Below are 22,736 nucleotides of genomic sequence, written 5' to 3' on the forward strand. Positions count from 1 at the left end.
AACCATGACATACGTTTCCGAAAACTTTTGGCACGACGCAGTGAACAAAGCCACCACCGACCTTTTCACGTTCGGCTACAAGCACATCATCAAACCGCATTTCATCTTCAACCAGACGCCCGACGTGGCCCACAGCCAGATGATCGATTTCTGCAAGGTCACCCGCAATATTCCACCGCTGATGTGGCTATGCCGCGAAATGCTCGACTACACCGACCCGATACTGGAAACCAACGTGATGGGCGTCGATTTCGCCAATCCGTTCGGCTTGTCCGCCGGCCTCGACAAGGATTGCGAGATGCCGGTGCTGCTCGACAACGTCGGCTTCGGTTTCGAAACGGTCGGCTCCACCACGTCGCGCCCCTGCCCCGGCAACCCGCGCCCATGGTTCCACCGCCTGCCTGAATACGATTCGATGATGGTGCACGTGGGCCTTGCCAACGAGGGTTCCGCGGTGGTGATTCCGCGCGCCGAGAACGCATGGACGAAGGCGAAGAGCATGCAGGTGTCGGTTTCGATCGCCCGCACGAACGACAGCAAGACCGGCGATCTGGACGAAGGCATCGAGGATTACTGCATTTCGATGCGCCGCGCGGCCGGACGCACCGCCATGGTCGAAGTGAACATCTCCTGCCCGAACACCATGGCCGGCGAACCGTTCAACCAAAGCCCGGAAGCGCTCGACAAGCTGTTCACCGAACTGGACAAAATCGACCGTCCGCAGCCGACGCTCGTCAAAATGCCGCTCAATAAGACGTGGCCGGAATTCAAGGATCTGCTGGACGTGCTCGCCGAGCACAACGTGCAGGGACTGTCGATCGCCAATCTGCAGAAGGACCGCACCGGCATGTCCATTCCGCGCGATTGGGAGGGCGGACTGTCCGGCTCGCCGTGCTACGCGACCAGCAACGAACGCATCAAGCAGGTCTACCGCGAGTATGGGGACCGGTTCGCAATCGCCGGCATCGGTGGCGTCTTCACCCCGCAGCAGGCGTATGAGAAGATTCGTTGCGGCTCGTCGCTGGTGATGTTCATCAGCGCGCTTATGTACCGTGGTCCGCAGCAGATCACCGTGTTGAAGCGTGGACTGGCCGAACTGCTCAGGCGCGACGGGTTCGAACATGTCAGCGAGGCGGTCGGCATCGACGCGTGAAAACTTTTTAATTGCGATTTAAGTTGCGATTTAAAAAGCGGTTTTTAGGCACTATAAAGGCGATTAATAATCGCAGATAAATAGATAAATACAGAGGCGCGTCTCCGTGGGAGGGCGGGCGTCCTGTTCACGACACACTCAAGGCCGTTCGGCCAAGCTTACGGTCGTGAACAGGACGCCCGCCCTCCCACTCGTTTTTTTGTTATGTTGCGTTGGGTTGTGGCTACTTTTCGCAATAAAAAAGAGGAAGAAGGGAGGGGAAGGGTCAGCGGAAGGCGCCGCGGAGGTATGGCGGCTGGTAGGGGGCTTCCTCGACCGGCACGTCCAGTTTGTGGGCGGCACGGAGCGGCCAATACGGGTCGCGCAGTGCAGCGCGGCCGATTTCCACGGCGTCGGCGGCGCCCGACTTCAGAATCTTCTTCGCCTGCTTCGGCTTGGTGATGAGCCCGACTGCGGTGGTGGGAATGCCCGCGCGACTGCGCACCTGTTCGGCGAACGGCACTTGGTAGTCGGGCTTCACCGGAATGGTCACGTCGGGAATCAATCCGCCTGTGGACACGTCAATCAGGTCCACGCCGTGGGCCTTCAGAATCTTAGCCAGTTCGACGGTCTGGTCAAGGTCCCAACCGCCTGCGGCCCAGTCGGTGGCGGAAACGCGCACCAGCACCGGCATGGTATCGGGCACGACGGAACGAATAGCATCCACGACTTCGACCAGCATGCGGACGCGATTGTCGAACGATCCGCCGTACTCGTCGTCACGCTCGTTGATGAGCGGGTCGAGGAACTGCGACAGCAGGTAGCCGTGCGCGGCATGGACTTCCACCGCGTCGAAGCCGATGTTCATGGCACGCCAGGCGGCGTCGCGGAACTGGTCCACGATGGTGTGGATCTCATCGACGCTCAGCGCGCGCGGACGAGCCAGGGAACCGTATGCGTTGGCGCTTGGGCAAACCGTCCGCCATCCGCCTTGCTCTTCCGGCACGCTCTGTCCATCGAAACCGATCGCGTGGCAGCCGGTGGAACCCTTGCGTCCGGCGTGGTTGAGCTGCACCGCCATCGTGGCACCCGCTGCCTTCGCGTCGGCCACGATCCAACGCCATGCGTCCATCTGTCCGTCATCCCACAATCCCAGATCGCACGGCGAAATGCGGCCTTCCGGCGCGACGGCGGTCGCTTCCATGATGATCATGCCGAAGCCGCCCATCGCACGCGAAACGTAATGCTGGTAGTGGAACGGCGTCGGCTTGCCGTCCTGCGCCAATGCGGAATACGTGTCCATTGGCGGCAGCCAGATGCGGTTGCGCACGGTGACGCCACGCAACGTCATCGGATCGAACGGTTTGACCGTCTTGTTCTGCTTGCCGTTCTTCTTGTCTTCGCTCATTGTCATCTCTCTTATGAATCGTTGGTATCGCCTGAATCGTCGATATCCGCACCGCGTTCCCACGCGACGGGCATGGTACCGATTGCATTGTAAGCAGAACGCCCGCCGGTTGGGGCGGGCGTTTATGGACTGTTCACTTTGCCATGCGATTTACGCTCCGGTGACGTGGGCAGTCAGTGCGGTCAGTCAATGCGGGCAGTCGGCATGAATAGCCGACAATCGCAACTATTGATGCTGCTGGTCACTTTGCTGCTCAGCAGGCTGTTGCTGCGATTGCTGCTGCTGGCCTTGGTTGGTCTGCTGCTGGCTTTGCTGCTGACTGTTCTGCTGGCGCTGGTATTGGTACTGGTTGTATGTTCTGGTGGCGCCCTTCGAAACCGTGTACTTGTCGGCACCCTTTCCGTAATCGTTGTCGATCGGCGCGTTGATGGCGGCAAGATACGTGTTCATGAACTGCTTCCACGCCGGCGTTGCGATGTACATGCCGTACCAGGACGGGCGGTACACGCCGTTGATGGTCTTGTTGTCGAAGGTGTTGTTGATCGGGTCCTGCGCGTCGGCGACCGCGACGAACGCCGCGACCTGGTTCGGCACGAAGCCTGCGGTGGCCATCACCGTGTTCTCGTTGGTGCCGGTCTTGGCGAAGGTCTTGCGATTGTTGTCAAGCTGCGTGGTCGACGCTTCGCCGCCAGGCTGCACGATACCTTGGTTCAGCGCGTAAGACACGGTCTGCGCGATGTCCGGGTCGATGGCCTGATGGCAGTTCGCGGACGGCACTTTCACCTTGCTGCCGCTGCGGTCGGTCACCTTGGTGATGGCGATCGGAGTGCATTCCACGCCGTTGGCGCCCATGGTGGCGTACACGTTGGCCATGGTCAACGGCGACGCCTGCACCGTACCGATGGTCATTGGCGGCTGGAACGAGTTAGCGGAGTAGATGTCGGACGCGTTGGAGATGGCGTTGTGGTAGCCCATCTCCTTGGCCGCGTCGGCGATCGCGCACAGGCCGATGTTCGACGCCATCGAGGCCTGCGTGGTGTTGTGCGACTTGATCAGACCCTGCAGCGGGCTTTCCGGAGAGGTGGTGCCGCCGCCGGAATTCTGCACCCTCCACGGGCCGACGAAACCGTAGCCGTTGCAGTTGAACTTCGACGTGTCGTAGACGGTGGATGTGACGAGCGACTCGTTGATGGAGTGGCCTTTCTGCATCCACGCCACCATGTTGATGGGCTTCCAGGTGGAGCCGACGTTGAAGCCCATACCGCCGCCGTCCTCCTGATCGACCATGTAGTTCATGGAGGTCTTGGTCTCATCCGTTCGGGCGTCATCCGTGGCATCGTAGGTTCGGTTGATACCGAACGACAGGATTTCACCGGTGCCCGGCTTCACGGCCGCTATCATCACTTCGAATCCGGACGGGTCTGTGGCCGGCACGGTGCTGTTCGCCGCCTGCATGGCCGCGTTGTTGGCGTTGCGGTCGAGCGTGGTGACGATCTTCAGACCGCCTTCCTTCAGCAGCTTCTCGCGAGCCTCGTCGTCCTTGCCGAACGCCTTGTTCTTCAGGATCTGGTTGACCACGTACGAGCAGAAGAAGCCGGTGTTTTCAATGGCCGACTGGCATCCGGAGCTCACGTCCTGCAGGTTCAGCGTGTCCTTCAACGGCGTGTTGATGGCGTCTTTGAATTCCTTTTCGGAGGTGATGTAGCCCTGGTCGTGCATCAGCTGCAGCACGATGTTGCGCTGGTGTTCGGCTTCCTTCTGGTTGGCTTCCACGGAAGGATCGAAGTTCTGCGGATTCTTGGTGATTGCCGCGATGGTCGCCGCCTGGGTGACGTTCAGTTCCGAAGCGGAGACGTTGAAGTAGCGTTTGGCGGCCATTTCCACGCCGCACAGGTTGTTGCGGCCGAACTGCGCGATGTTGAGGTAGCCCTGCAGAATCTCGGCTTTGGAGTATTTCTTTTCGATCTGCACCGAGATCAGCATCTCGCGCAGCTTGCGTGCCACGGTGTCTTCCGTCGCATGGTATTCGGCGATCGGATCGTCGTCTTCACGGGCTTGGGTGGACAGCACGTTCTTGACGTACTGCTGCGTCAGCGTGGAACCGCCCTGCTGGTCGCCGCCTCTGACATAGGTTTGGAAGAACGCTCGGAACACGCCCTGCACGTCCACGCCGGTATGTTCGAAGAAGCGCTTGTCTTCACGGGCCACGACGGCCTGCTGCATGGCTTTGGAGATTTTCTTCAGCGGCACGACCTCGCGGTTCTGCGTATAGAATTCCGCGAAAGCGGTCTTGCCGTCGTTGAAATACATCGTCGAGCGTTGCGGAAGCGAGGTCACATCGAAATCGATGCCTTCGACCGCAAGGGACGGAATGACGGCTTTGGCCGCGTTATTGGCGGCGAACACAGCGGGCATAAAGAAAATACTCGTCACAACGCCGCCGCCCACGCATAACGTGATGTATGCGATTACCAATGCGAGCACACGTTGAACGGTAAGGGTCTTCTTCTTGGGCATGACGCCCATTCTAAAGTGGCGGGTCTACTAAACACATGCCCGCCAACGCATGTGCCGGAAGCCGTCACGGGTTTCTCACAAAACAGACAATTTCTTAGGAAAAGTTGGAAATCAGCCGAAAACCAGCCGAATGTCATCGTCTTGATCGGCGAATCAGCATGCCCGGCTGGTAGATGATGATGGACCGGCCTTCCCTGGCGATCCATCCGCGGTTAGCGAAATCCATCAACGCCTTGTTCACCGTTTCGCGTGAGGATCCGACGAGCTGCGCCATCTCCTCCTGTGTCAGATCGTGCGGCACCTTCAGGCCGGCTTCGACCGGTTCGCCGAATCGTGATGCCAGATTGAGCAGTGTTTTGGCGAGTCGTCCGGGAACGTCCATGAACACCAGATCGCAGATGCGTTCGTTGTTGCTGCGCATGCGGTGCGCCAATACCTGCAGCATGTCCACGGCCACGCGCGGATGTTCGTCGAGCCAGTCGAACAGCGCGTCATGTTCCAGCCAGACCACACGCGTGCCGTTGGTCATCGCCACCGCCGAAGCGGTACGCGGTCCGCCATGCGGATCGAACACCGGAATCTCACCCAACACTTCGCCGTACGCGTGGATGCTCAGCAGCTGCACACGCTTGTCGGAGGATTGTCTGGTCAGTTTGACGCGGCCTTCCTCCAGCAGATACATGCGATGGTCGGTGTCTCCCTCGCGGAAGATGAAATCGCCCTTGTCGTATTCGGCATGCAGCAGATACGGCAGCAGTTCCCGGGCTTCTTCGGACGAAACCTGCTTGAACAGCGCGGTGTGCAGCAACGTCTCACGCTCATCGTCGAAACCACCAAAACCATTGATTCCGTTGGTTCCATTCGGGGTGACCATCGACGTGCCTCCGTTCCGCCGTGCTTCTGCGTTTTCCGTTGTCGACATCCATGCCAACGCTCGTTAAGTCGGGCACCATCGACCATTCGGGCTACATTGTAACTCGAACGGCGGCGTCGACCAGTCGCGCTACTACCTCGTCTCGGCCCATGCCGGTTTGAGAGCGCATGGGATCGACATGTTTTGCCGCTGATTTCACCGCTTTGTCGGACATTTTCTCTCGTGAGATGTTCAACACGCGGGTCATCTTTTCCGCGTCGATGTCGTAGGCGAGCGTGACGTGGTGCAGAATCGCGCCGGGTCCGCCGTGGGTGGGCGCGAACCGGCGTTGCGCGGCGCCGCCGAGTTTGCCATATTGTGTGGCGATGTCGTTGAGTCCGGCGAATCGTACGTTGAGGCCGAGGGCGCGTAACGCTTCGACGAGCCAGTAGTCGCAGAGTTCGTAGGATTCCTCGACGCTCATGCCGTGGGCGAAGTCGAGTGGCGCGTACAGCGAGTAGGTGATGGTGTTGCCTGGTTCGATGAACATCGCTCCCCCGCCGGTGCAGCGGCGGACTATGTGGAATCCTTCGTCTTGCGCGGTGTGCACGTTGACTTCGTCTTCGAGCGACTGGAATCTGCCGATGACCACGGCCGGCTCGGCCCATTCCCAGAAACGCAGGGTGGGTTCGCGGGTTCCGGCAGCCACTTCGCGTGCCCATTCGACGTCGAGGTCCATTTGTTCCTGCGGTTTGCGGGGGTCGTCGTGCACGATGTTCGGTTTGAGTGCGTGCCAGCGTCGCGCGTATTCCGCCCAATTGCCGGTTTCGGCGATTTCGCCGGTTCCAACGGTTCCAGCGTTTTCGTCGCTTTCCGCGGTTCCAGTGTTTTCAATGTTTTTTGCGATTTCCGCGGTTTCTGCGGTTTCCATTGGGCTGGTATGCCGCCGAATGCGCAGGTCGTCGCGTGGTTCCACTTTCGTAACATCATTACCGCCGATACCGGCAATGCGATCGGCGCCATCGATGCCGTCAATCGCACGTTGAAAGGCGATGGCGATGCCACGCGCGCCCATGCCGACGATGCGCACGTCCGGATGGTGCAGCATCGTCCGTTCGACGGCGGCGGTCACGTCACGTTCGGAAACCATCGAACCGCTGAGGCAACGGGCCGCGCACTGTTCCAGCGCACATTCCATGGAATGCAAGAGATTCCGCGTTCCGGCATCGTCCCCGTCGAGGAAGAAATCGCCGTCGATATGGCATTCGATAACAGTCGATGATGCAGCCGGCCCAGCGTATGGAACCGTTTTCACGGCATTCGTATGAGCCGAATCAATATAGTCCGAATCGGCATAATCCGAATCGGCGTAATCCGAATCGGCATGAGAAAGCCGGACAGTCACTCCAACGAGTTTGCCGCCCGGCTGTTTGTAAAGTCCTCGAGTCATCAATCCTGCAGTTCGACGCCTTGAGCGTCACGGTGCCATTGCGAGCCGTAGTGGGAGCACAGAATCAGGATGCCTTCCACCAGTCCCCAGATGCCTGCGACGGCTGGGCCGATGATGAGAATCCAGCCGATGACGGTCAGCAGCAGCTGTGCCACGGCCTTGCCGGTGTTGCCCAAGTAGAAGTTGTGCACGCCGAAGCAGCCCAGGAAGATGCCAAGCAGACCGGCGGCCAGTTTCGACTTCTGGGCGTATCCGGCCGGTGCGACGGGCTGGCCGTATGCCGGCTGCTGCGCGTAGGCGGGCTGGGTGTAGGCGGATTGGTTGTAAGACGGGGCCGCGTAGCCCTGCTGTCCGTAGTTCGCTTGATTGTAATCCGGCTGGGCGTAAGCGTTGTTGGGGTCATACGCCGGGGCTGCCGGCTGACCGTACGACGGCTGCGCAGATTGGGCGGGCTGGGACGGCTGGCCATACTGACCGTACTGGTTGTACGATGCGGCGTTCGGATCATACGCCGGAGCAGCGGGCGTGGCCGGCTGAGCGGGCTGGGTATAGACGGGAGCCGTACCGTACGCCGGGGCCGGAGTCGCCGGCTGACCGTATGACGGCTGAGCGGACTGGGCCGACTGTGCGGTCTGGCCATACTGGCTGTATGCGGAAGCGTTCGGATCGTACGCCGGAACGGCGGGCTCGGCCGGCTGAGCGGGCTGAGTGTATGCGGCGGAGTTCTGATCGTATGCGGGGGTTTCCGGCTGCGACTCCGGATGGTTCATCTGCGCATCGTTCTGTTGTGGAATGTACGGTTGGTTGTAGTCGGCCTGGGCTGCGTTATCCGACGTTGGATTGTTGACTTGACCGGCACCATTGAAATCGGCGTTGTTATCACTCATGCCTCAACAATATCCCAAGGTTTGCCCGTCATCGGGCGTTTACCACTGGCACGAACCCCGAAAAACCCCTGAAAAATCCCCTGATTATGCGAAGACGCCCACCGTTCCAAGGAAAACCTTGTTTCGGCGGGCGTCTCACCAAATGGAACATCCAAATGGAATGTCAGCGAATGCCAATCACATGCGTGCCAGGATGTCGCGTCCCACCTCGTCGGTGGTGCGCGTGGTGGAGCCAAGCTCCTCGATGTCAGCCTCAACGGCGGTATGGATCTTCTTGGCAGCGTCGTCGAAACCGAGATGCTCGAGCAGCATGGCGGCGGACAGGATGGCTGCGGTCGGGTTGGCCTTGTTCTGGCCGGCGATGTCCGGAGCGGAACCGTGGATCGGCTCGAACATGGACGGATACTCGTTGGACGCGTTGATGCAGCCCGAAGCGGAGTAGCCGACGCCACCGACCACGGCACCGGCCTCGTCGGTGATGATGTCGCCGAAGAGGTTGTCGGTCAGGATCACGTCGAAGCGGGACGGGTTGGACACCAGGAAGATGGTGGTCGCGTCGATGTGCAGGTAGTCGTGGGAGACCTCCGGGTATTCCTCGGCCACCTTGTTGACGATGCGCTGCCACATGTCGCCGGCGTTGACCAGCACGTTCTTCTTGTGCACGAGGGTCACGTGCTTCCTGCGCTTCATGGCCAGTTGGAAGGCGTAACGCACCACGCGCTCCACGCCGTAGGCGGTGTTGATGGAGACTTCGGTGGCCACCTCGTTCGGGGTGCCACGACGGACCGCGCCGCCGGCACCGCAGTACAGGCCTTCGGTACCTTCACGCACGACCACGAAGTCGATGTCACCCGGGTTGGCGAGCGGCGACGTGACACCCTTGTACAGCTTGGACGGACGCAGGTTCACGTACTGGTCCAGGTCGAAGCGGAGCTTGAGCAGCAGGCCGCGTTCCAGAATGCCCGCCTTGATGCGCGGATCGCCGACGGCGCCCAGCAGAATCGCATCGGTCTTCTTGATACGGTCCTCTTCCTCCTCGGGGAGGATCGCGCCGTCACGCAGATAACGCTCGGCACCGAGATCGAAATGCTCGTACTCGAATTCGGCGACGCCTTCGGCCGCCTTCTCCAGAGCCTTCTGAGCCCACGGAGTCACTTCCTTGCCAATGCCATCGCCCGGAATGACGGCGATGGTGTACTTCTTTGCAGAATCACTCATAGCTCGCGACTCTAGTCAGTGATTCATCAGGCGGACCAAACCCGCTCAGCAAATGGACACCCGTCCCATGCCCCACGTACGGCGGGCGGATATCCGTTTGTTTCGATAGGCACAAAGAACGCAATGGGCGCAATGCCCAACAAAGCGATGGACAGACATGAATGTGCACATATATGGACGTACGCACCGCCCACATACGCACGTTGGCGCCGTGGACAGATGGTCCGCGACGCCAACGTGTATGTGGCGAATCGGCTGATTCAGTTAACCCAAGGAGTGGATTCCTCGGTGATTGACCCGAAATCGGTGTTCGGGAACTTGCCTGGCTGACGGACCACCGCTTCGAACATGGCCAGTCCGTTGAGTCCGGTTTCGGTATTGGAATACGCGCCGATCTGCGATTGGGTTGTGGAGTCGGAAGTGGAGGTCGGCGGCTTGACCACTGTGCCCATCTTCGCCCACAACGCATATACCGTGCCATCGCGGTCGATCGGCATCAGCGACTTGCCGTTCTCGTCGAACGAGAGGACGCTCTTGGCGAGCGCGTCGTTGCGGACGGTGCTCCAGCCTTGGAATTCGTAGCCGTCGAGCACCGGCACGTTCGTCTGGTCCACGGTTGGGGAGATCAGCGGGTCGCCGTCGTAGACCTTCTGGTCCGCGTACAGTTTCGTGACTTCCTTTCCTTCCGGAGCGACACCGCCGTTGAGGTCGAACTTGATGGTCCACTGGTGTGAGGTGCGTGTCCATTCGGCGTACAGCGTCACGTCGCCGTAACCCGGATATGAGAACGTCTTGTCTCCGCCGTTGTTGCCACCGGTCTTGTCGGAGTTGATGGTGCCTTTGACCGTCACATACGCGGTGACGTTCGATCCCGCGTCCTCGCCGCGGGTGTACGCGGCCACCATGCGATTGCCGTTGATCACATAATGGCCGACCACATCGCCCGATCCGTTGATGATGTCGTACTGTTGCCCGGATTGGAAGGTCAGATTCTCGGGCAGATCGTAGACGAAGGTGTCGCCCGATTTGACAGTGACGCTGTTCGGCACGTTCCAATGCAGTTGCATGTCGATCTCATCGCCGTAGTCGACGGTGGTGCCGGAGATGAACGGCTTTTCCTGGCCGCCGGACACGATGGTCAGCTTGGAGGAGTCCTTGTCCACCCAGCCGAGCTCGCCGATGTTGTATTCCACGGCCTGCGCATGAACGGGCCCAATCAATACGCATGCCAGCATGGTCGCCAATGTCACCAGCATGGCGGCAAACGTTTTCACACAGCGCTTTGACGCCAACTCCTTGTGCCTATGCATAATCCCTCGCTTCACGATTAAGCACAACCTAAGGTGGCGGCATCCACTACCTTGCCCCAGCTGCAGCCACTGTCATGCAAGCACGGTGTCACGACGTCAACATTGACGTATGAAACAGTGTCTTTCCTTATAAAAGTTAAAAAGCGCGGCATAAAACGTTTGACGTTAGAGTGCCCCCCCAAAAAAAGGGATTCGCGAAACGCCGAAGGGTGTTTGCAATGTTTCATGAAAATTTTCTGAAACAAAAACCCATTGCCGCAAACGATTGCAACAATGGGTTTTCGTCAGTCATGATTCTTCTACCCCCGGAAAATCCCCCGGAGTACCCTCGGGGCCACTCAGCCGCCGATGCCCATCATCGACAGACACCAAGCGTTCTCATAGGAGACTTCCTCCCATTGCTTGTACCGCCCGGACGTACCCCCATGGCCGGCTTCCACCTCGATTTTCGCCACGGCGTCCACACCGGCATGCTGCAGCCGGGCCAGCCATTTCATCGGCTCCACATACAGCACGCGGGTGTCGTTCATGGATGTGGTAATGAAAATTTTCGGAAAAACGGCAGTTCTTTCGTCATTTTCACTATCTGGCGCATTCTCGTATGGCGTGTACGACTTCATATACGCGTACACATCCGCGTCGTGCAGCGGATCGCCCCACTCGTCCCATTCGGTGACGGTCAACGGCAGCGACGGGTCGAGAATCGAGGTCAGCGCGTCCACGAACGGCACGTCCGCCTCCACGCCCGCATAGCATTCCGGAGCCATGTTGGCGACCGCCCCCATCAATAGGCCGCCCGCCGAGCCGCCGTTCGCCACCGTACGCAGCGGCGAGGCCAGTCCGGCACGTTGCAGCGCGCGCGTGGCGTCGATGAAATCCTCAAACGAATGCTTCTTGTTGAGCAGGTGCCCCTGCTCGTACCAGGCGCGTCCCATTTCGCCGCCGCCGCGGATGTGCGGCACGGCGTACAGCACGCCGCGGTCGAGCATGCTGATGCGTGACACCGCGAATCCCGGATCGGAACTGATCTCGTACGCGCCGTAGCCGGTGATGAACATGGCGGAATCGCAGGTCGGCACGTCACGTCGCCATACCAGCGAGACGGGGATGCGTTCGCCGTCGCGCGCGGTGACCCACACCCGGCGTTCCATGTAGTCGCGCGGATCGAAACCACCCAGCACGGTGGCGCGCTTGAGCAGACGGTCCTCGCCGGTGTCCGGATCGTAGTCATGCAGCTCGCCGGGGCGCGTGTAGCTGGCGAACGAGTAGCGCATGCGCGGCGCGTCATACGAGGGGTTGCCACCAACGCCGATCGAATACAGGCGGCGCGTCTCCCCCGGCATGCGGTCGGCGGTGGCGCCGTCCGACGACGTCATCGCCCGACGCGAGACGCCATGCACGGCCGATCCCTTGCCTTGCGCGGCGGCGGCCGCGTCCAGTTTGCCCCAGATCTCGGCGCGTTCCTCGTTGATCTCGTCCACGGATTCGTCGACGTCCCAATCGTCCTCCAGCGCGTGCGGCACCAGTTCGGTGAACCGCCATGGCCGGCCGGCCAGGAAATCCTCGGCGGCGGCCCGTTTCGTCATCACCGCGATATGCGGCAGGCTTTCCGCGCGGTACTGCAGTGCGACGAAATGCCGATGGATCGAGATACCCTCGATGCCCAAACCATGCGCGCCCTGCAGAATGGCGGGATTGCAGGGATTCGAATACGGGGTGCCGATCGGCATGGAGGAAGCGCCAGGCTCCACGTCGTCGCCGTGCTCGCAGCCGTAAGGCGATCCGACCGCCACGCGCACGCCTTCGCCCAGCCGGTATGGCGGCTCGTGTGTCCGCATGTCGATCACATCGATCTCGAAATTCGGATTCAACGCGTTGTGGTACACCACGGCGAGCGGAATATCCTCGCCATGCTCCCCCGCGACTTCGAAGCAGGCGAAGCTCACGTCGTATTCCACGTCGGTTTCGCGCGGAATGAACGCCTGGAAGGTGCCCTCTGGGGTGTCCACCGGCAGCATCAGCACCTCGGTGGTGGTTTTCGATCCGGTGCCAATCACGATGTTCCGTTCGTCGAAGGACAGCCCGATACCCACCCAGAAGCGTTCATCCGCCTCGCGGTACACCTCCACGTCATCCGCGACGGGGGTGCCGACGTGGTGGCGCATCACCGCGTACGGACGCCATGCGTCGTCGAGCAGCACGTAGAACACCCATTGCGCGTCCGGCGTGAAGCAGGCGCCGCCGATGCCCTCGAACCGCTCCTCCAACTCGTCGCCGGTCTCAAGATCGCGGATGCGGAAATCGTAGCGTTCGTCGCCGCTCGTGTCGGTGCCGTACAGCATCCAGCGGCCGTCCTTGGAGATGTCCATGCCGCCGATGCGGAAGAAATCGTGGCCTTGCGCCTCGGCGTTGGTGTCGAACACCACCTGTTCGCCGTCGAGCGGCACGCCGGCCTCTACCGTCGGCGGATCCCAATCGTCCGCGCCGCGAATCGGCACACGGCACTGCACGGCATACTGTTCGCCCTGCTTGGTGCGGGTGAAGTACCAGTAGCCGTCCATGCGCGTCGGCACGGACATGTCGGTTTCCTGCACATGCGACTTGAATTCGTCGAACAACGTTTTGCGCAACGATGCGAGCGGTGCCATGCGCTGTTCGCAGTAGCGGTTCTCCGCCGCCACATAGTCGCGCACATCCTGCGATTCCTTGTCGCGCAGCCATTCGTAGTTATCGATGAACGTATCGCCGTGGAAGGTGCGCTCCTTTGGCACCCGCTTCGCTTCCGGCACCGCCAGTCCATTCTGGTGTTCGTCGTGCGCGTTCGTCGCTTCCTTCACGTTCATGGTGTTTTCCATACCCCGAAATTCACTCATGCACGCGATTATACTGACGACCCACACAAACTTGTGTCGGCCGTCAGTCGCCGTTTTGCGCGGCGCGCAGGTACGGCAGCATGGTTTTCATGATGTTCGATCCGGTCGTTCCCGTGAATACCGGCACGTCGGTGACCGGCATCGGCTGCGTGGCCACGCGCCCGGCGACGGAACCGAAATTGCCGGTCACTTCGCGCGGGGACAGCTGCCGGATGCCGATCGCCAGCACACGCCCCGGGTAGCGGCGTGCGATTGTGGCGTATGTGGTCGGATCCTTCTGCCCGTCGTCGCCGATCAGAATGAACTTCATATCGGGAAAATCGGCCATGAGCTGTTCGGCGTATTCAAGCTTGTGCTGCACGCCCGACGGAATGAAGGTTTTCGGCCTCGGGTCAAGGTCGCGCAGCAGCAGCGGACCTTCCGGAAAACCGTGGTTCGTAATGAAATGGCGGATCGAGCTTTCCACATTCCATGGCGAAGTGGACAGGTAGAAGAACGGCGCGTCCGGGAACATGTCCGCGATGCGGTTGAACAGCAGGTTCATGCTGGCCACCGGCACTTTTTTGCGCGGATTAAGCAGCAGCAGATTGTAGGCGGCCTTCATCAGACGCGGCGCCTGCGTGACCATGATGGTGTCGTCCACGTCGGAGATCACGCCCACTTTGGTGCCGCTGGGAATGGTGAAAAGATTGGCGTTGACCGGCTTGCGGCTACGCACTTTGTACGAGACGTTGTGGATGCCCGGTTCGAGTGAATGCTCGGCGACGAGGTCGAGGTAGCCGGCATCGTCGGATGCCGCGAATTCGCTGGAAATATCAGGATTGCTGTCGATCGCGTCGTATACTTCCGACGCACCCACCTGCACTGTTTCGATGGGCACGTCATCGATGGCGATCCGCACTTTGGTATGTGGGGACGGCACCATCAGCATGCCACGGATGCCGCGAATCAGGCGGCCGGCCTGCCGTTTGAACGGGCCGTATACGGTACGGCAGATCAGTCGGGAGTAGTGTTCGGTGCCGTAGCCGACGTAGGGTTCGACACGTGGATACCAGTCGAGTGACCGTACCAATGCGGTCGAGAATTTCAGCCAGACACTGAATGCTTTGGTGATCGTGCGGCGGAACAGCCTGGTCAGCGGCGGTTTGACTTCAAGACGCTCATGTCTGGAGGCCGCGTCGAAGGTGGTGACCACCTTGCGTGCCGGAATCGGCACGGTGGGCATGTCATCGCAAGAATCGTCCATCCGCTCCCCCATACGCTGCTGTTCGCGCTGCTGTTCGTGCTGCGGCGGGAACTGCGGCAACGGCTGAATTTCACTCATATGCCCACTATAGGGGTCGCGTTCGAACAAACAGTAACGCCACCGAGAAAATCAGGGAACTTTCAGGGCCCCGCATCGCACCCGCCGGCCGCAGCCGTAATTAAAACTAGACGTCCGTGCTATTCAGTCAGCCACAATCTTGGCATACTCGTCAGCGCTAAGCAGGTCAGGCTCGTCATCCTCAAGCTCGATCTTGAAAATCCAGCCCTCGCCGTACGGATCGTCCGTCACAATGCTCGGATCGTCCGCAGCCTCGTTGTTGACGTAGCGGATGGTGCCAGCCACCGGCGAGACCAGCGCGGTGACCGCCTTGGAGGATTCGAATTCCGCCACTTCGTCGCCAGCTTCGACCTGCGTACCGACTTCAGGCAAATCGATGTACACGAGTTCGCCGAACTGTTCGGTGGCGTATTCGGTAACGCCCACCATGGCGGGTTCAACGGAGGAATCCACCCACACGTGCTCGTCGGAGTATTCGAGGTGCTCGGGCACGTCGAGGTTCACTTTGCTATCGTTTGCTTCGCTCATGCCGCCCATTGTACGGCGTATGCGAACGCCGCGCACCCGCGCCACGCGTAACGGGTCAGCGTACCGGTCCGGATGGCATGGCGCCGACTACCTGCACGATGGTGCCTTCCGGACAGTTGTCGTAGATCCACTTGGAATCGGCTTCGTACATGTTCACGCAGCCGTGGGAGCCGTAGTGCGCCGGGTCGCCGTGGGCGATGCCGTAATTGTTCCAGCTTGCCGTGTGGAAGCCTTCGCCGCCGTAGAAGTAGCTTACCCACTTCACACCCTTGGACAGGTAGCGCGAGCCGTCGTCGTTCAGGCCGGTCATGTCCTGGATCTGATACTTGAGGTAGATGTAGAAGGTGCCCAGGTCGGTTTCGTGCTTGCCGGTGGTGCCCGTGCACACCGGGAAGGTCTTGACGGCCTCGTCGTTGTGATACACGGTGGCGGTTTGCGCGGTGCGGTCCACCACGATGCGGTATTCGCTCTTCTTCTGCACGGTTTTGAAGTTCTGCACATCACCGTCCACCGGAATGGTGGCGCCTTGGCCGTTTTTGAGCGCTTCGCCGATCTTCGGTGCGAGCGCCTCCATGTTCTTGACCTTCACGCCGTTCACGCCTTTGACGATGGTGGCCAGCACTTTGCCGCTGTTGTCGACGGCGTCTTCCTGGTCGACCGCGTCCTGGTTGAGCTGGGCTGGGACCTGCTGCTGCACGTAGTTGGTGATGGCGTTGTCATCGTAGGACAGCGAAAGCGTGCCGTGTTCGAGATCGGCGTCGGTTTTCAGCCATGAGGCCACGACTTCGGCTGGAATCTGGAAGGTCTTGCCTTGTCCGTTGTCCAGCACAATTGGCGCATTCAGTCGCGCGTTTGCCTGGTCGGCCACGTTTTGGGCTTCAGGCAGTGCGACCGGCACGTCGATGGTTTCGTACGTGATCGTCACGCTGCCGCTGTGCCCCGGGTTCGCGATGGCTTTGGCGACCGTGTCGATCACGTTGTCCACCTTCGGGGACCTGCCGCCGCGGCCTTCCACTGCGACGAAGGCGCGCGCGTTGGCATCGTACGATGCGGTGGACGGTACCGCGCGGTCGGTGTCCTGCACGAATTTGTCGGTGACGAACGTCCTGAGGGCCAGCTTGTTGGACTTGGCGTTCAGCGGCACGTTCTTCTTGACGAACGGGTTGACTTCGTTGATGTATTCGAGTGCGCCGTTGGTCTGGTGCTTGGCGGCGAGCAGTTCCGTGACCGTCTTGTCGACGTTGTAGCTCACGCCGAGGTCGCTCAGGCTGCCGGAAGCGTTGTTGCCGTTGCCGTCCTTGATGTTCACGGTGGTGTTCTTCACGGCGGCCGTCACCGTGTTTTTCAGCTGGTCGGCGGTCTGTCCGGCCACACTGGTTCCGCCGAAGGTCACGCCCGGCGCGGCCTTGTCTTGGAAGTACCAGTGTGCGGTGAAGAAGCCGGCGATCGCGGCGACCACCAGCACGGCGAGCACGATTCCGGTGATGATCAGCGGCAGTTTGCGTTTCTTGGCCACGACGGCTTCTCCTTCGACCGGCATGGTGAGCACGGGAATGGCGGGAGCGGGCGTGGATGAGGGCATGTCACCGGTAGGAATGGCACCAGTGGGAACAGCTCCGTTGGGGACAGTTCCGGCAGGCGTGGTTTCGGCGGCACCGGCCGTCGGGAATGACTGGAACGGCTGGGTCTGGTCCGATGCGAAATTCAACGGCGGCATGGTCTCGGTGGCGGCGTTGGACACGTCGTCCTGTTCGGACACATCGGCCACGTCGGCGAGATTGATCGTATCGCCGTTCTCACCAGACTGCGGCGGCACGGCATTCACCCCTTCAAACGAGATGCCGGCGAAACTGTTGTCCGTATCGTTCTGCCCACTTCTATCAGACATGTATGTGGTTTCCTCATTCACTCTCTTCACGGTACATACCATGCAGCATGATACGCAGACGAGTGCCCAAACGAATACCTAAACAAGCTCCCCCGGCAACCGCCCCGAAGACAGGCTCAGCCGATACCACCTTTTAATGGCAGGTCTTGTCACGGCAGGTCGTGGCCGAGCCATTCCTCAATCATGTAGCGTGCGATCGTGGCTTTGCCCGGAGCCTCCATACGTCCCGAAACCAGTTCGCTCATGTATTCGTCGCGTGTGACCCAACGCGCCTGCAACGTTTCCTCGCCGTCCACGTGCACGTCGGTGGTGACCGCCACGCCTTTGAACGCCATCATGAGAGACGAGGGGAACGGCCACGGCTGGGAGCCGAGGTATTTGAGTTCGCCTATTTCGATGCCGACTTCCTCTTTGGCTTCGCGCCGGCATGCGTGCTCCAGGTTTTCGCCAGCCTCCACGAATCCGGCCGAAACCGAGTACAGGCCGTTGTTGCGCCACGCGCTGTTGTGCTGCAGCAGCAGACGGTCATCATGGTCGACGATCGCGGTGATCACCGCTGGCTCGATTCGGGGGAACAGCAAACGATTGCCATCCTCGTCGTTCGTGCAGTGCTGAGCCCAGCCGCCGAGCGCCGGTTCGACGGGCGCGCCGCACGTCGGGCAGTGACGCTGCCGGGCGTGCCACATGCTGAGCGAGATGGCGGAGGTTGCCTGTCCGGCTTCGCGTGCGCTGGCGTGGGGCGCGAATCCGCGCAGGTCCACCCAGTCGAATCGGGTTGCCGCGCTTTCCAGCAGCGATTTCGCGTTTTCCTGCGATTCATGCGCCGGCACTTCGGCGAACGCGTCGTCCGCTCCCCCGCTGCGAGCCGTCGCAGCCGTAATCGTCGTATCGTTCGGCTGGACGTGCGTCACGTCCACGGCGACGACGTGCTCGCCCAATCGTCCGCCGTACGAGCCGAGGAATATGGCGAGCGCCGATGGGTGCGATTCGAGTTCCGCGGCAACGTACGCGCCCGGCAGTTGGGCGAGGCGCATTTTCACGTTGGCGTAGTCGGCGATGGCGCCTTGGCCGTGCGGCACGGCCACTTTGCCGTCTTTGACGAGGATGACTTTCGTTGCCGGTTCCGCCAGGACTTTGGCGAACAGGTCGGGTTCGCCGCGTCGTGCCACTTCGTAGTCGATGTCTCCTTGGGCGAGTGGCAGGAACGGCAGGGTCTGCGTCAATGCCAGTGGTGAGAACACGCTCATGGTTGTGTTGCCTCTTTCATGCGTGTTATATACGGAATATATTCGTTATACATACGTAGTACATATTTCGTATATATGTTTTATATATTTTCTCTATATCTTGTCGATACGCCGGATGGTCTGCCACAGATAATCGTCGCAGCCGGCTCAGCCGACTCGCTTCACCAGTTCCAGCAACGCGGCGGCCACCTGGTCGGGGTGTTCGTACGCGCTGAAGTGGCCGCAGTCGTCGATCACCGTCATCGTCACGTCGGTTTTCGTCATCGCGTCGGCGACCGGCTTCATCACTGCCGGCGGGCTGGACGGGTCCTTGTCGCCGCAGATTACTGCGACTGGCACGTTGATGTTCGGCAGCACGTCGTTCAGGTCGGAACGGCCAGCGGCCATGCGTTCGCGCCAGGCGATGCCGTCGGCGGGCTGTTCGTTGATCCACGTTTCGAACTGCCTGCAGTAGGCGTCCGACTGCTTCACGGTGGAATCGGCTTCCGACGGCACGGCGAATCCCATGACCGGCTCGTGTGTGCCGGTCGTTTCGCAGTCGGTGGCGATTGCGACGCGCTTCAATCGCATGTCGGCGGAGTCGGCGTCGGCTTTCGTGTCGCACAGGGCGAGCGCCGCCACCGCTTCCGGATGCAGGCGTTGGATGTCGAGAATCAAGTAACCGCCCATCGACAGGCCCACCCAGATGGCTTTGCCGTAGCCGGCGGCGTGCAGCAGGTCCACGTACGCGTCCGCCATACGGTCCAGTCCGTACGGGAACGCGCCGTCGGCGTCCTTGCCGCCGCTGTCTTCGTCGGACGGAATCGGTCCTTCGCCGGCGCCGGGCATGTCCGGAGCCCAGATCGCAAATGGTTTCACGCCTTGTTTCACAGCTTGGTCGCGTAAAGCCGCCGCACACTCGTCCCACATGCGGTGGTCCACCGGGAAGCCGTGCACGAGCACCACCGGCGTGGTTTCGGTATCGTTGCCGCCGTCCGTATATACGTTGTTGTTCAGTTCAATCGTCATATTTTTCTAATCCTCCCCTATCTGTCTATTCGCCTAGTTTGCCTAGCTCTTGCCCCGCTTGCGCGGCTTGTCCTACTTGCCGGTCCATGCGAGCGCCTGCCGCACGATGGTGCCGTAGCCGTTGGCCATTTGCCCGACGAAGGTGTCGAGCATGTCGCCGGACGGGTCGACCCATTCCACGTCGAGCGTCTCGTCCTGCGGCTTGCAATCGCCGGCGATCGGCACCACGTAGCACAGCGCGATCGCATGTTGGCGTGGATCGTAATAGTCGGATAGGCCGGGTGTCGGGAAGAATTCGGCCACGGTGAACGGCTGCAGGCTGATTGGCAGCTGCGGCAGGGCGATATCGCCCAAATCTTTTGCGACGTTGCGCGCCACCGCTTCACGCAACGATTCGTGATAGAGCACACGTCCGGCGATCAATGTGCGTTCGATACCGCCGTCGTCAGTGACGCGCAGCAGCGAGCCGATTTGCGCCACCCTGCCGAGATCGTCGGTGCGCACCGGCACGACCACGACGTACGGAATCGGTATTTCGTGGCGCATGCGGTTGATTTCGTCCGATGGGAGCCATCCCGGAGGGTTGCCCATTCCGCGGATGAAATCCTCCGGCGTAATGTCGTCGAATTCCCCGCGATGGCGGTTGGCGTCGAAATCGCCCTCGTCGGGCACTTCATCATTCATCACTGGCATGGTTCCATTATCACGCACGGCATGTGAATGTCACGTGCTTCCGATTCTTCCCATAGCGCAATCGGGTGCGGCAGTGTGTTTGCGTGGCGTGCGGCTATATACTTTTCGCAAACGGGCTTTCGCAATATTGCGCAGCATTGCACGATATTGTTTTTTGAAATCGGCTTATAGCGTAAGCCGGGAAATGGGGAACGCATATGGCAACGCATGCAGTCACTTCGCAGGATTTCAACCAGGTCGTCGAATCCAATGATCTGGTGTTCGTGGATTTCTGGGCCACGTGGTGCGGTCCGTGCCGTGCATTCGGCCCAACGTTCGAGAAGGCAAGCGAGGCGAATCCGGACGTCTATTTCGCGAAGGTGGATATCGATCAGAATCCCGATCTGGCCGCCGCGGCCAAGGTTCAGGCAGTGCCGACGCTGATGGTCGTCAAGAAGCAGCAGATCATCTTCCAGCAGGCCGGCGCGTTGCGCGCTTCCGATTTGGATGATCTGATCAGCCAGGCCAAGGCGTTGGATATGGATGCGGCCGCTTCCGATGGGGACACCGCTTCCAGCGGAGACGCCAAAGTGAAAACGCCAAGTAGTCAGTCGGAACGATGATTCGGCCCGTCGCCTGCGCGTTGCATACGTTATCTTCAAGTTCCTTGGGGTGCGGTAGACTATATGCAGTTGCGCGCATTCCGGCGGAACCCTAGCGGTTGTGCGCCGTGCCCTAGGCACGGAATCCGCCGAGGAATTGTACCCGATGTAGGAGCAGAATGGCTAGCCATAAGAAACATGCCCAACCAACTACGTTTGCCTTGCCGGGCAAATCTCAGATGGTGAAGATTGTCGCAACGGTTGCGGCAGTGGGGCTGTTGGCCACTGGCGGCATCGTGTCGCATAATCTGTACGCCACCGCGGAGAAGTCTCCTGCCAAGCAGGTCACCGCGTATTCCGTCACCGACAGCATCGAAGCCTCCCGTGGCAACGCCCGTGAGGCGCTTTCCGGAGATACTTCGTACGTCACCGTGAAGATCAACGGCAAGACCCGCGTGGTTCCCGGCATGCACTTCACCGACGTGAAGTCCGTGCTTGACGCGGGCGACATCACCCTTGATACGGAAGACACCGTTTCCCCGTCTTTGGATACGAAGGTGAACGAGAACACCGTCATCAAGATCGAACGTGCCGGCGCTTCCGTTGAGGTGTCTGATACGGATATCGCATTCAACACGGTCAAGAAGGAGACCTCCAGCCTGCCGAAGGGCCAGGAGAAGGTCGAGACCGAAGGCGCGAACGGTGTTATGGAGACCACGAACCTCGTCACCAAGTCCGGCGGCAAGGTCATGTCTTCCAATATGATCAGCTCTTTCGTGAAGAAGGCTCCGACCGACAAGGTGATCCTCGTCGGCACCGGCTCCTCGTCCACGCCGTCCGCGGCCGCAGCGTCGATCGGCACCACCGTGCCGGCTGGCGAAATGCAGCAGTGGGCTCACGATTATCTGCTGTCCAGCGGCTATTCCGAGGCCGATTTCACCGCCACCGTGTACATCATTTCTCATGAGTCCGGTTGGAATGTCGCAGCCACGAACCCAAGCTCCGGCGCGTACGGCCTGCCGCAGGCGCTGCCCGGTTCGAAGATGGTGAGCGCCGGTGCCGATTGGGCCACCAACTACCAGACCCAGCTTAAGTGGTTCTGGGGCTACTGCGCACAGCGCTACGGCTCCATCCAGGGCGCCTACACCTACTGGCTCGCCAACCACTGCTACTGAGTTTTTCAGTACGAGCGAATTCCTCAATATGAATGAGCGGTGCATCGCATATTTGCGTGCACCGCTCATTCATATTGCACGCAGTACCCCAGCTGTCGTCAGAAATACTGTGCCTGTACGAATCGGCTCGTGAAAGTTTGTACTGGGCCGCACTTTGCACTAACTGGTGCAAACCCAGCACAGGCTAATGTAGACAATCTGCGAAGCCCCACGGGATTTTCTTTTTGCAGATTTCCCATTCTGCTCGTCTTTCCATCCGTACCTAATCGTACTTTCTCAAACCTATCCATCCTCTAAATCAATACTTCATTCATACCCCGTTTGAAGTCACAGAACTCTCCAAGCTCTCGTGCAAATTATTCAAGGTGCATAACTCCCTGGACGTCCGTGCGGACCAGAAGAACGTTCGTGCGGACCATCCGAACGTTCGTGCGGACCATCCGAACGTTCGTGCGGACCATCCGAACGTTCGTGCGGATTTTCAGCAACCTTTGCGGATGAAGTTCTCAAATTTTAGCAAGGTGCCGATTGAATCAAAGTCAAAAAGCCCAGAATTCCAACGTTTCTTGCCATTATAATTTCTTCAGGCTTCTTGTTTTAACTATTATTAGGCAATTCTTATCCGCACACGTCCCGAACAATCC

Annotated in this window: 17 protein-coding genes; 3 read left to right on the plus strand and 14 right to left on the minus strand. The window is 60.1% G+C overall.

Translation table 11 applies throughout. From position 1 onward, the window contains the following. Positions 1-4 precede the first annotated feature (4 nt). Positions 5-1,153: a quinone-dependent dihydroorotate dehydrogenase gene (locus BAD_RS07070; RefSeq protein ID WP_003806744.1), complete on the plus strand. Its 1,149-nt coding sequence runs from the start codon at positions 5-7 to the stop codon at positions 1,151-1,153. Positions 1,154-1,418: 265 nt separating this feature from the next. On the opposite strand, the gene BAD_RS07075 is transcribed toward BAD_RS07070, so the two are convergent. The 14 genes from BAD_RS07075 to BAD_RS07140 form a co-directional block, all read right to left on the minus strand. Then, on the minus strand, positions 1,419-2,546 hold the full coding sequence (locus BAD_RS07075) for an NADH:flavin oxidoreductase/NADH oxidase (RefSeq protein ID WP_003806745.1): 1,128 nt from the start codon (positions 2,544-2,546) through the stop codon (positions 1,419-1,421). A 219-nt stretch (positions 2,547-2,765) separates the two neighbouring features. Continuing rightward, positions 2,766-5,066: a transglycosylase domain-containing protein gene (locus tag BAD_RS07080; protein WP_011743653.1), complete on the minus strand. Its 2,301-nt coding sequence runs from the start codon at positions 5,064-5,066 to the stop codon at positions 2,766-2,768. Between the two features lie 124 nt (positions 5,067-5,190). Beyond that, positions 5,191-5,931, minus strand: coding sequence for a Crp/Fnr family transcriptional regulator (locus tag BAD_RS07085; protein ID WP_046999675.1), 741 nt, complete (start codon positions 5,929-5,931; stop codon positions 5,191-5,193). A gap of 91 nt (positions 5,932-6,022) precedes the next feature. Beyond that, on the minus strand, positions 6,023-7,360 hold the full coding sequence (locus tag BAD_RS07090) for a lipoate--protein ligase family protein (protein WP_011743818.1): 1,338 nt from the start codon (positions 7,358-7,360) through the stop codon (positions 6,023-6,025). Then, complete coding sequence (locus tag BAD_RS07095) at positions 7,360-8,247, minus strand: TM2 domain-containing protein (protein ID WP_011743819.1); 888 nt, start codon at positions 8,245-8,247, stop codon at positions 7,360-7,362. Before BAD_RS07095 ends, BAD_RS07090 begins: the two co-directional genes overlap by 1 nt. Positions 8,248-8,424: 177 nt before the next feature. After that, on the minus strand, positions 8,425-9,465 hold the full coding sequence (locus tag BAD_RS07100) for a 3-isopropylmalate dehydrogenase (RefSeq protein ID WP_011743820.1): 1,041 nt from the start codon (positions 9,463-9,465) through the stop codon (positions 8,425-8,427). A gap of 260 nt (positions 9,466-9,725) precedes the next feature. Further along, positions 9,726-10,721 carry an Ig-like domain-containing protein gene (locus BAD_RS07105; RefSeq protein WP_172761225.1) on the minus strand — a complete coding sequence of 332 codons (996 nt, stop codon included), beginning with the start codon at positions 10,719-10,721 and terminating at the stop codon, positions 9,726-9,728. A gap of 392 nt (positions 10,722-11,113) precedes the next feature. After that, positions 11,114-13,618: a S9 family peptidase gene (locus tag BAD_RS07110; RefSeq protein ID WP_050731466.1), complete on the minus strand. Its 2,505-nt coding sequence runs from the start codon at positions 13,616-13,618 to the stop codon at positions 11,114-11,116. Between the two features lie 73 nt (positions 13,619-13,691). Next, complete coding sequence (locus tag BAD_RS07115) at positions 13,692-14,906, minus strand: App1 family protein (RefSeq protein ID WP_011743823.1); 1,215 nt, start codon at positions 14,904-14,906, stop codon at positions 13,692-13,694. A gap of 189 nt (positions 14,907-15,095) precedes the next feature. Then, complete coding sequence (gene gcvH, locus BAD_RS07120) at positions 15,096-15,500, minus strand: glycine cleavage system protein GcvH (protein WP_033500058.1); 405 nt, start codon at positions 15,498-15,500, stop codon at positions 15,096-15,098. 55 nt (positions 15,501-15,555) lie between these two features. Then, the gene (locus BAD_RS07125; protein ID WP_231837033.1) at positions 15,556-17,388 is read right to left on the minus strand and encodes a L,D-transpeptidase; all 1,833 of its coding nucleotides are present in this window, start codon (positions 17,386-17,388) and stop codon (positions 15,556-15,558) included. 149 nt (positions 17,389-17,537) lie between these two features. Continuing rightward, a complete protein-coding gene (gene nudC, locus BAD_RS07130) occupies positions 17,538-18,635 on the minus strand; it encodes an NAD(+) diphosphatase (RefSeq protein WP_011743826.1) in 1,098 nt (365 codons plus the stop codon). Positions 18,636-18,782: 147 nt separating this feature from the next. Next, positions 18,783-19,643, minus strand: coding sequence for an alpha/beta fold hydrolase (locus BAD_RS07135; protein ID WP_011743827.1), 861 nt, complete (start codon positions 19,641-19,643; stop codon positions 18,783-18,785). A gap of 72 nt (positions 19,644-19,715) precedes the next feature. Further along, the gene (locus BAD_RS07140; protein WP_003806767.1) at positions 19,716-20,336 is read right to left on the minus strand and encodes a DUF4916 domain-containing protein; all 621 of its coding nucleotides are present in this window, start codon (positions 20,334-20,336) and stop codon (positions 19,716-19,718) included. 197 nt (positions 20,337-20,533) lie between these two features. Here BAD_RS07140 and trxA point away from each other — a divergent pair, with 197 nt between their 5' ends. Then, positions 20,534-20,938, plus strand: a complete 405-nt coding sequence (gene trxA, locus BAD_RS07145) for a thioredoxin (RefSeq protein WP_003806768.1) — start codon at positions 20,534-20,536, stop codon at positions 20,936-20,938. Between the two features lie 158 nt (positions 20,939-21,096). Then, complete coding sequence (locus BAD_RS07150) at positions 21,097-22,092, plus strand: G5 domain-containing protein (protein ID WP_011743828.1); 996 nt, start codon at positions 21,097-21,099, stop codon at positions 22,090-22,092. Positions 22,093-22,736 lie beyond the last annotated feature (644 nt).

The sequence above is a fragment of the Bifidobacterium adolescentis ATCC 15703 genome (genome assembly GCF_000010425.1).
Taxonomy (GTDB): domain Bacteria; phylum Actinomycetota; class Actinomycetes; order Actinomycetales; family Bifidobacteriaceae; genus Bifidobacterium; species Bifidobacterium adolescentis.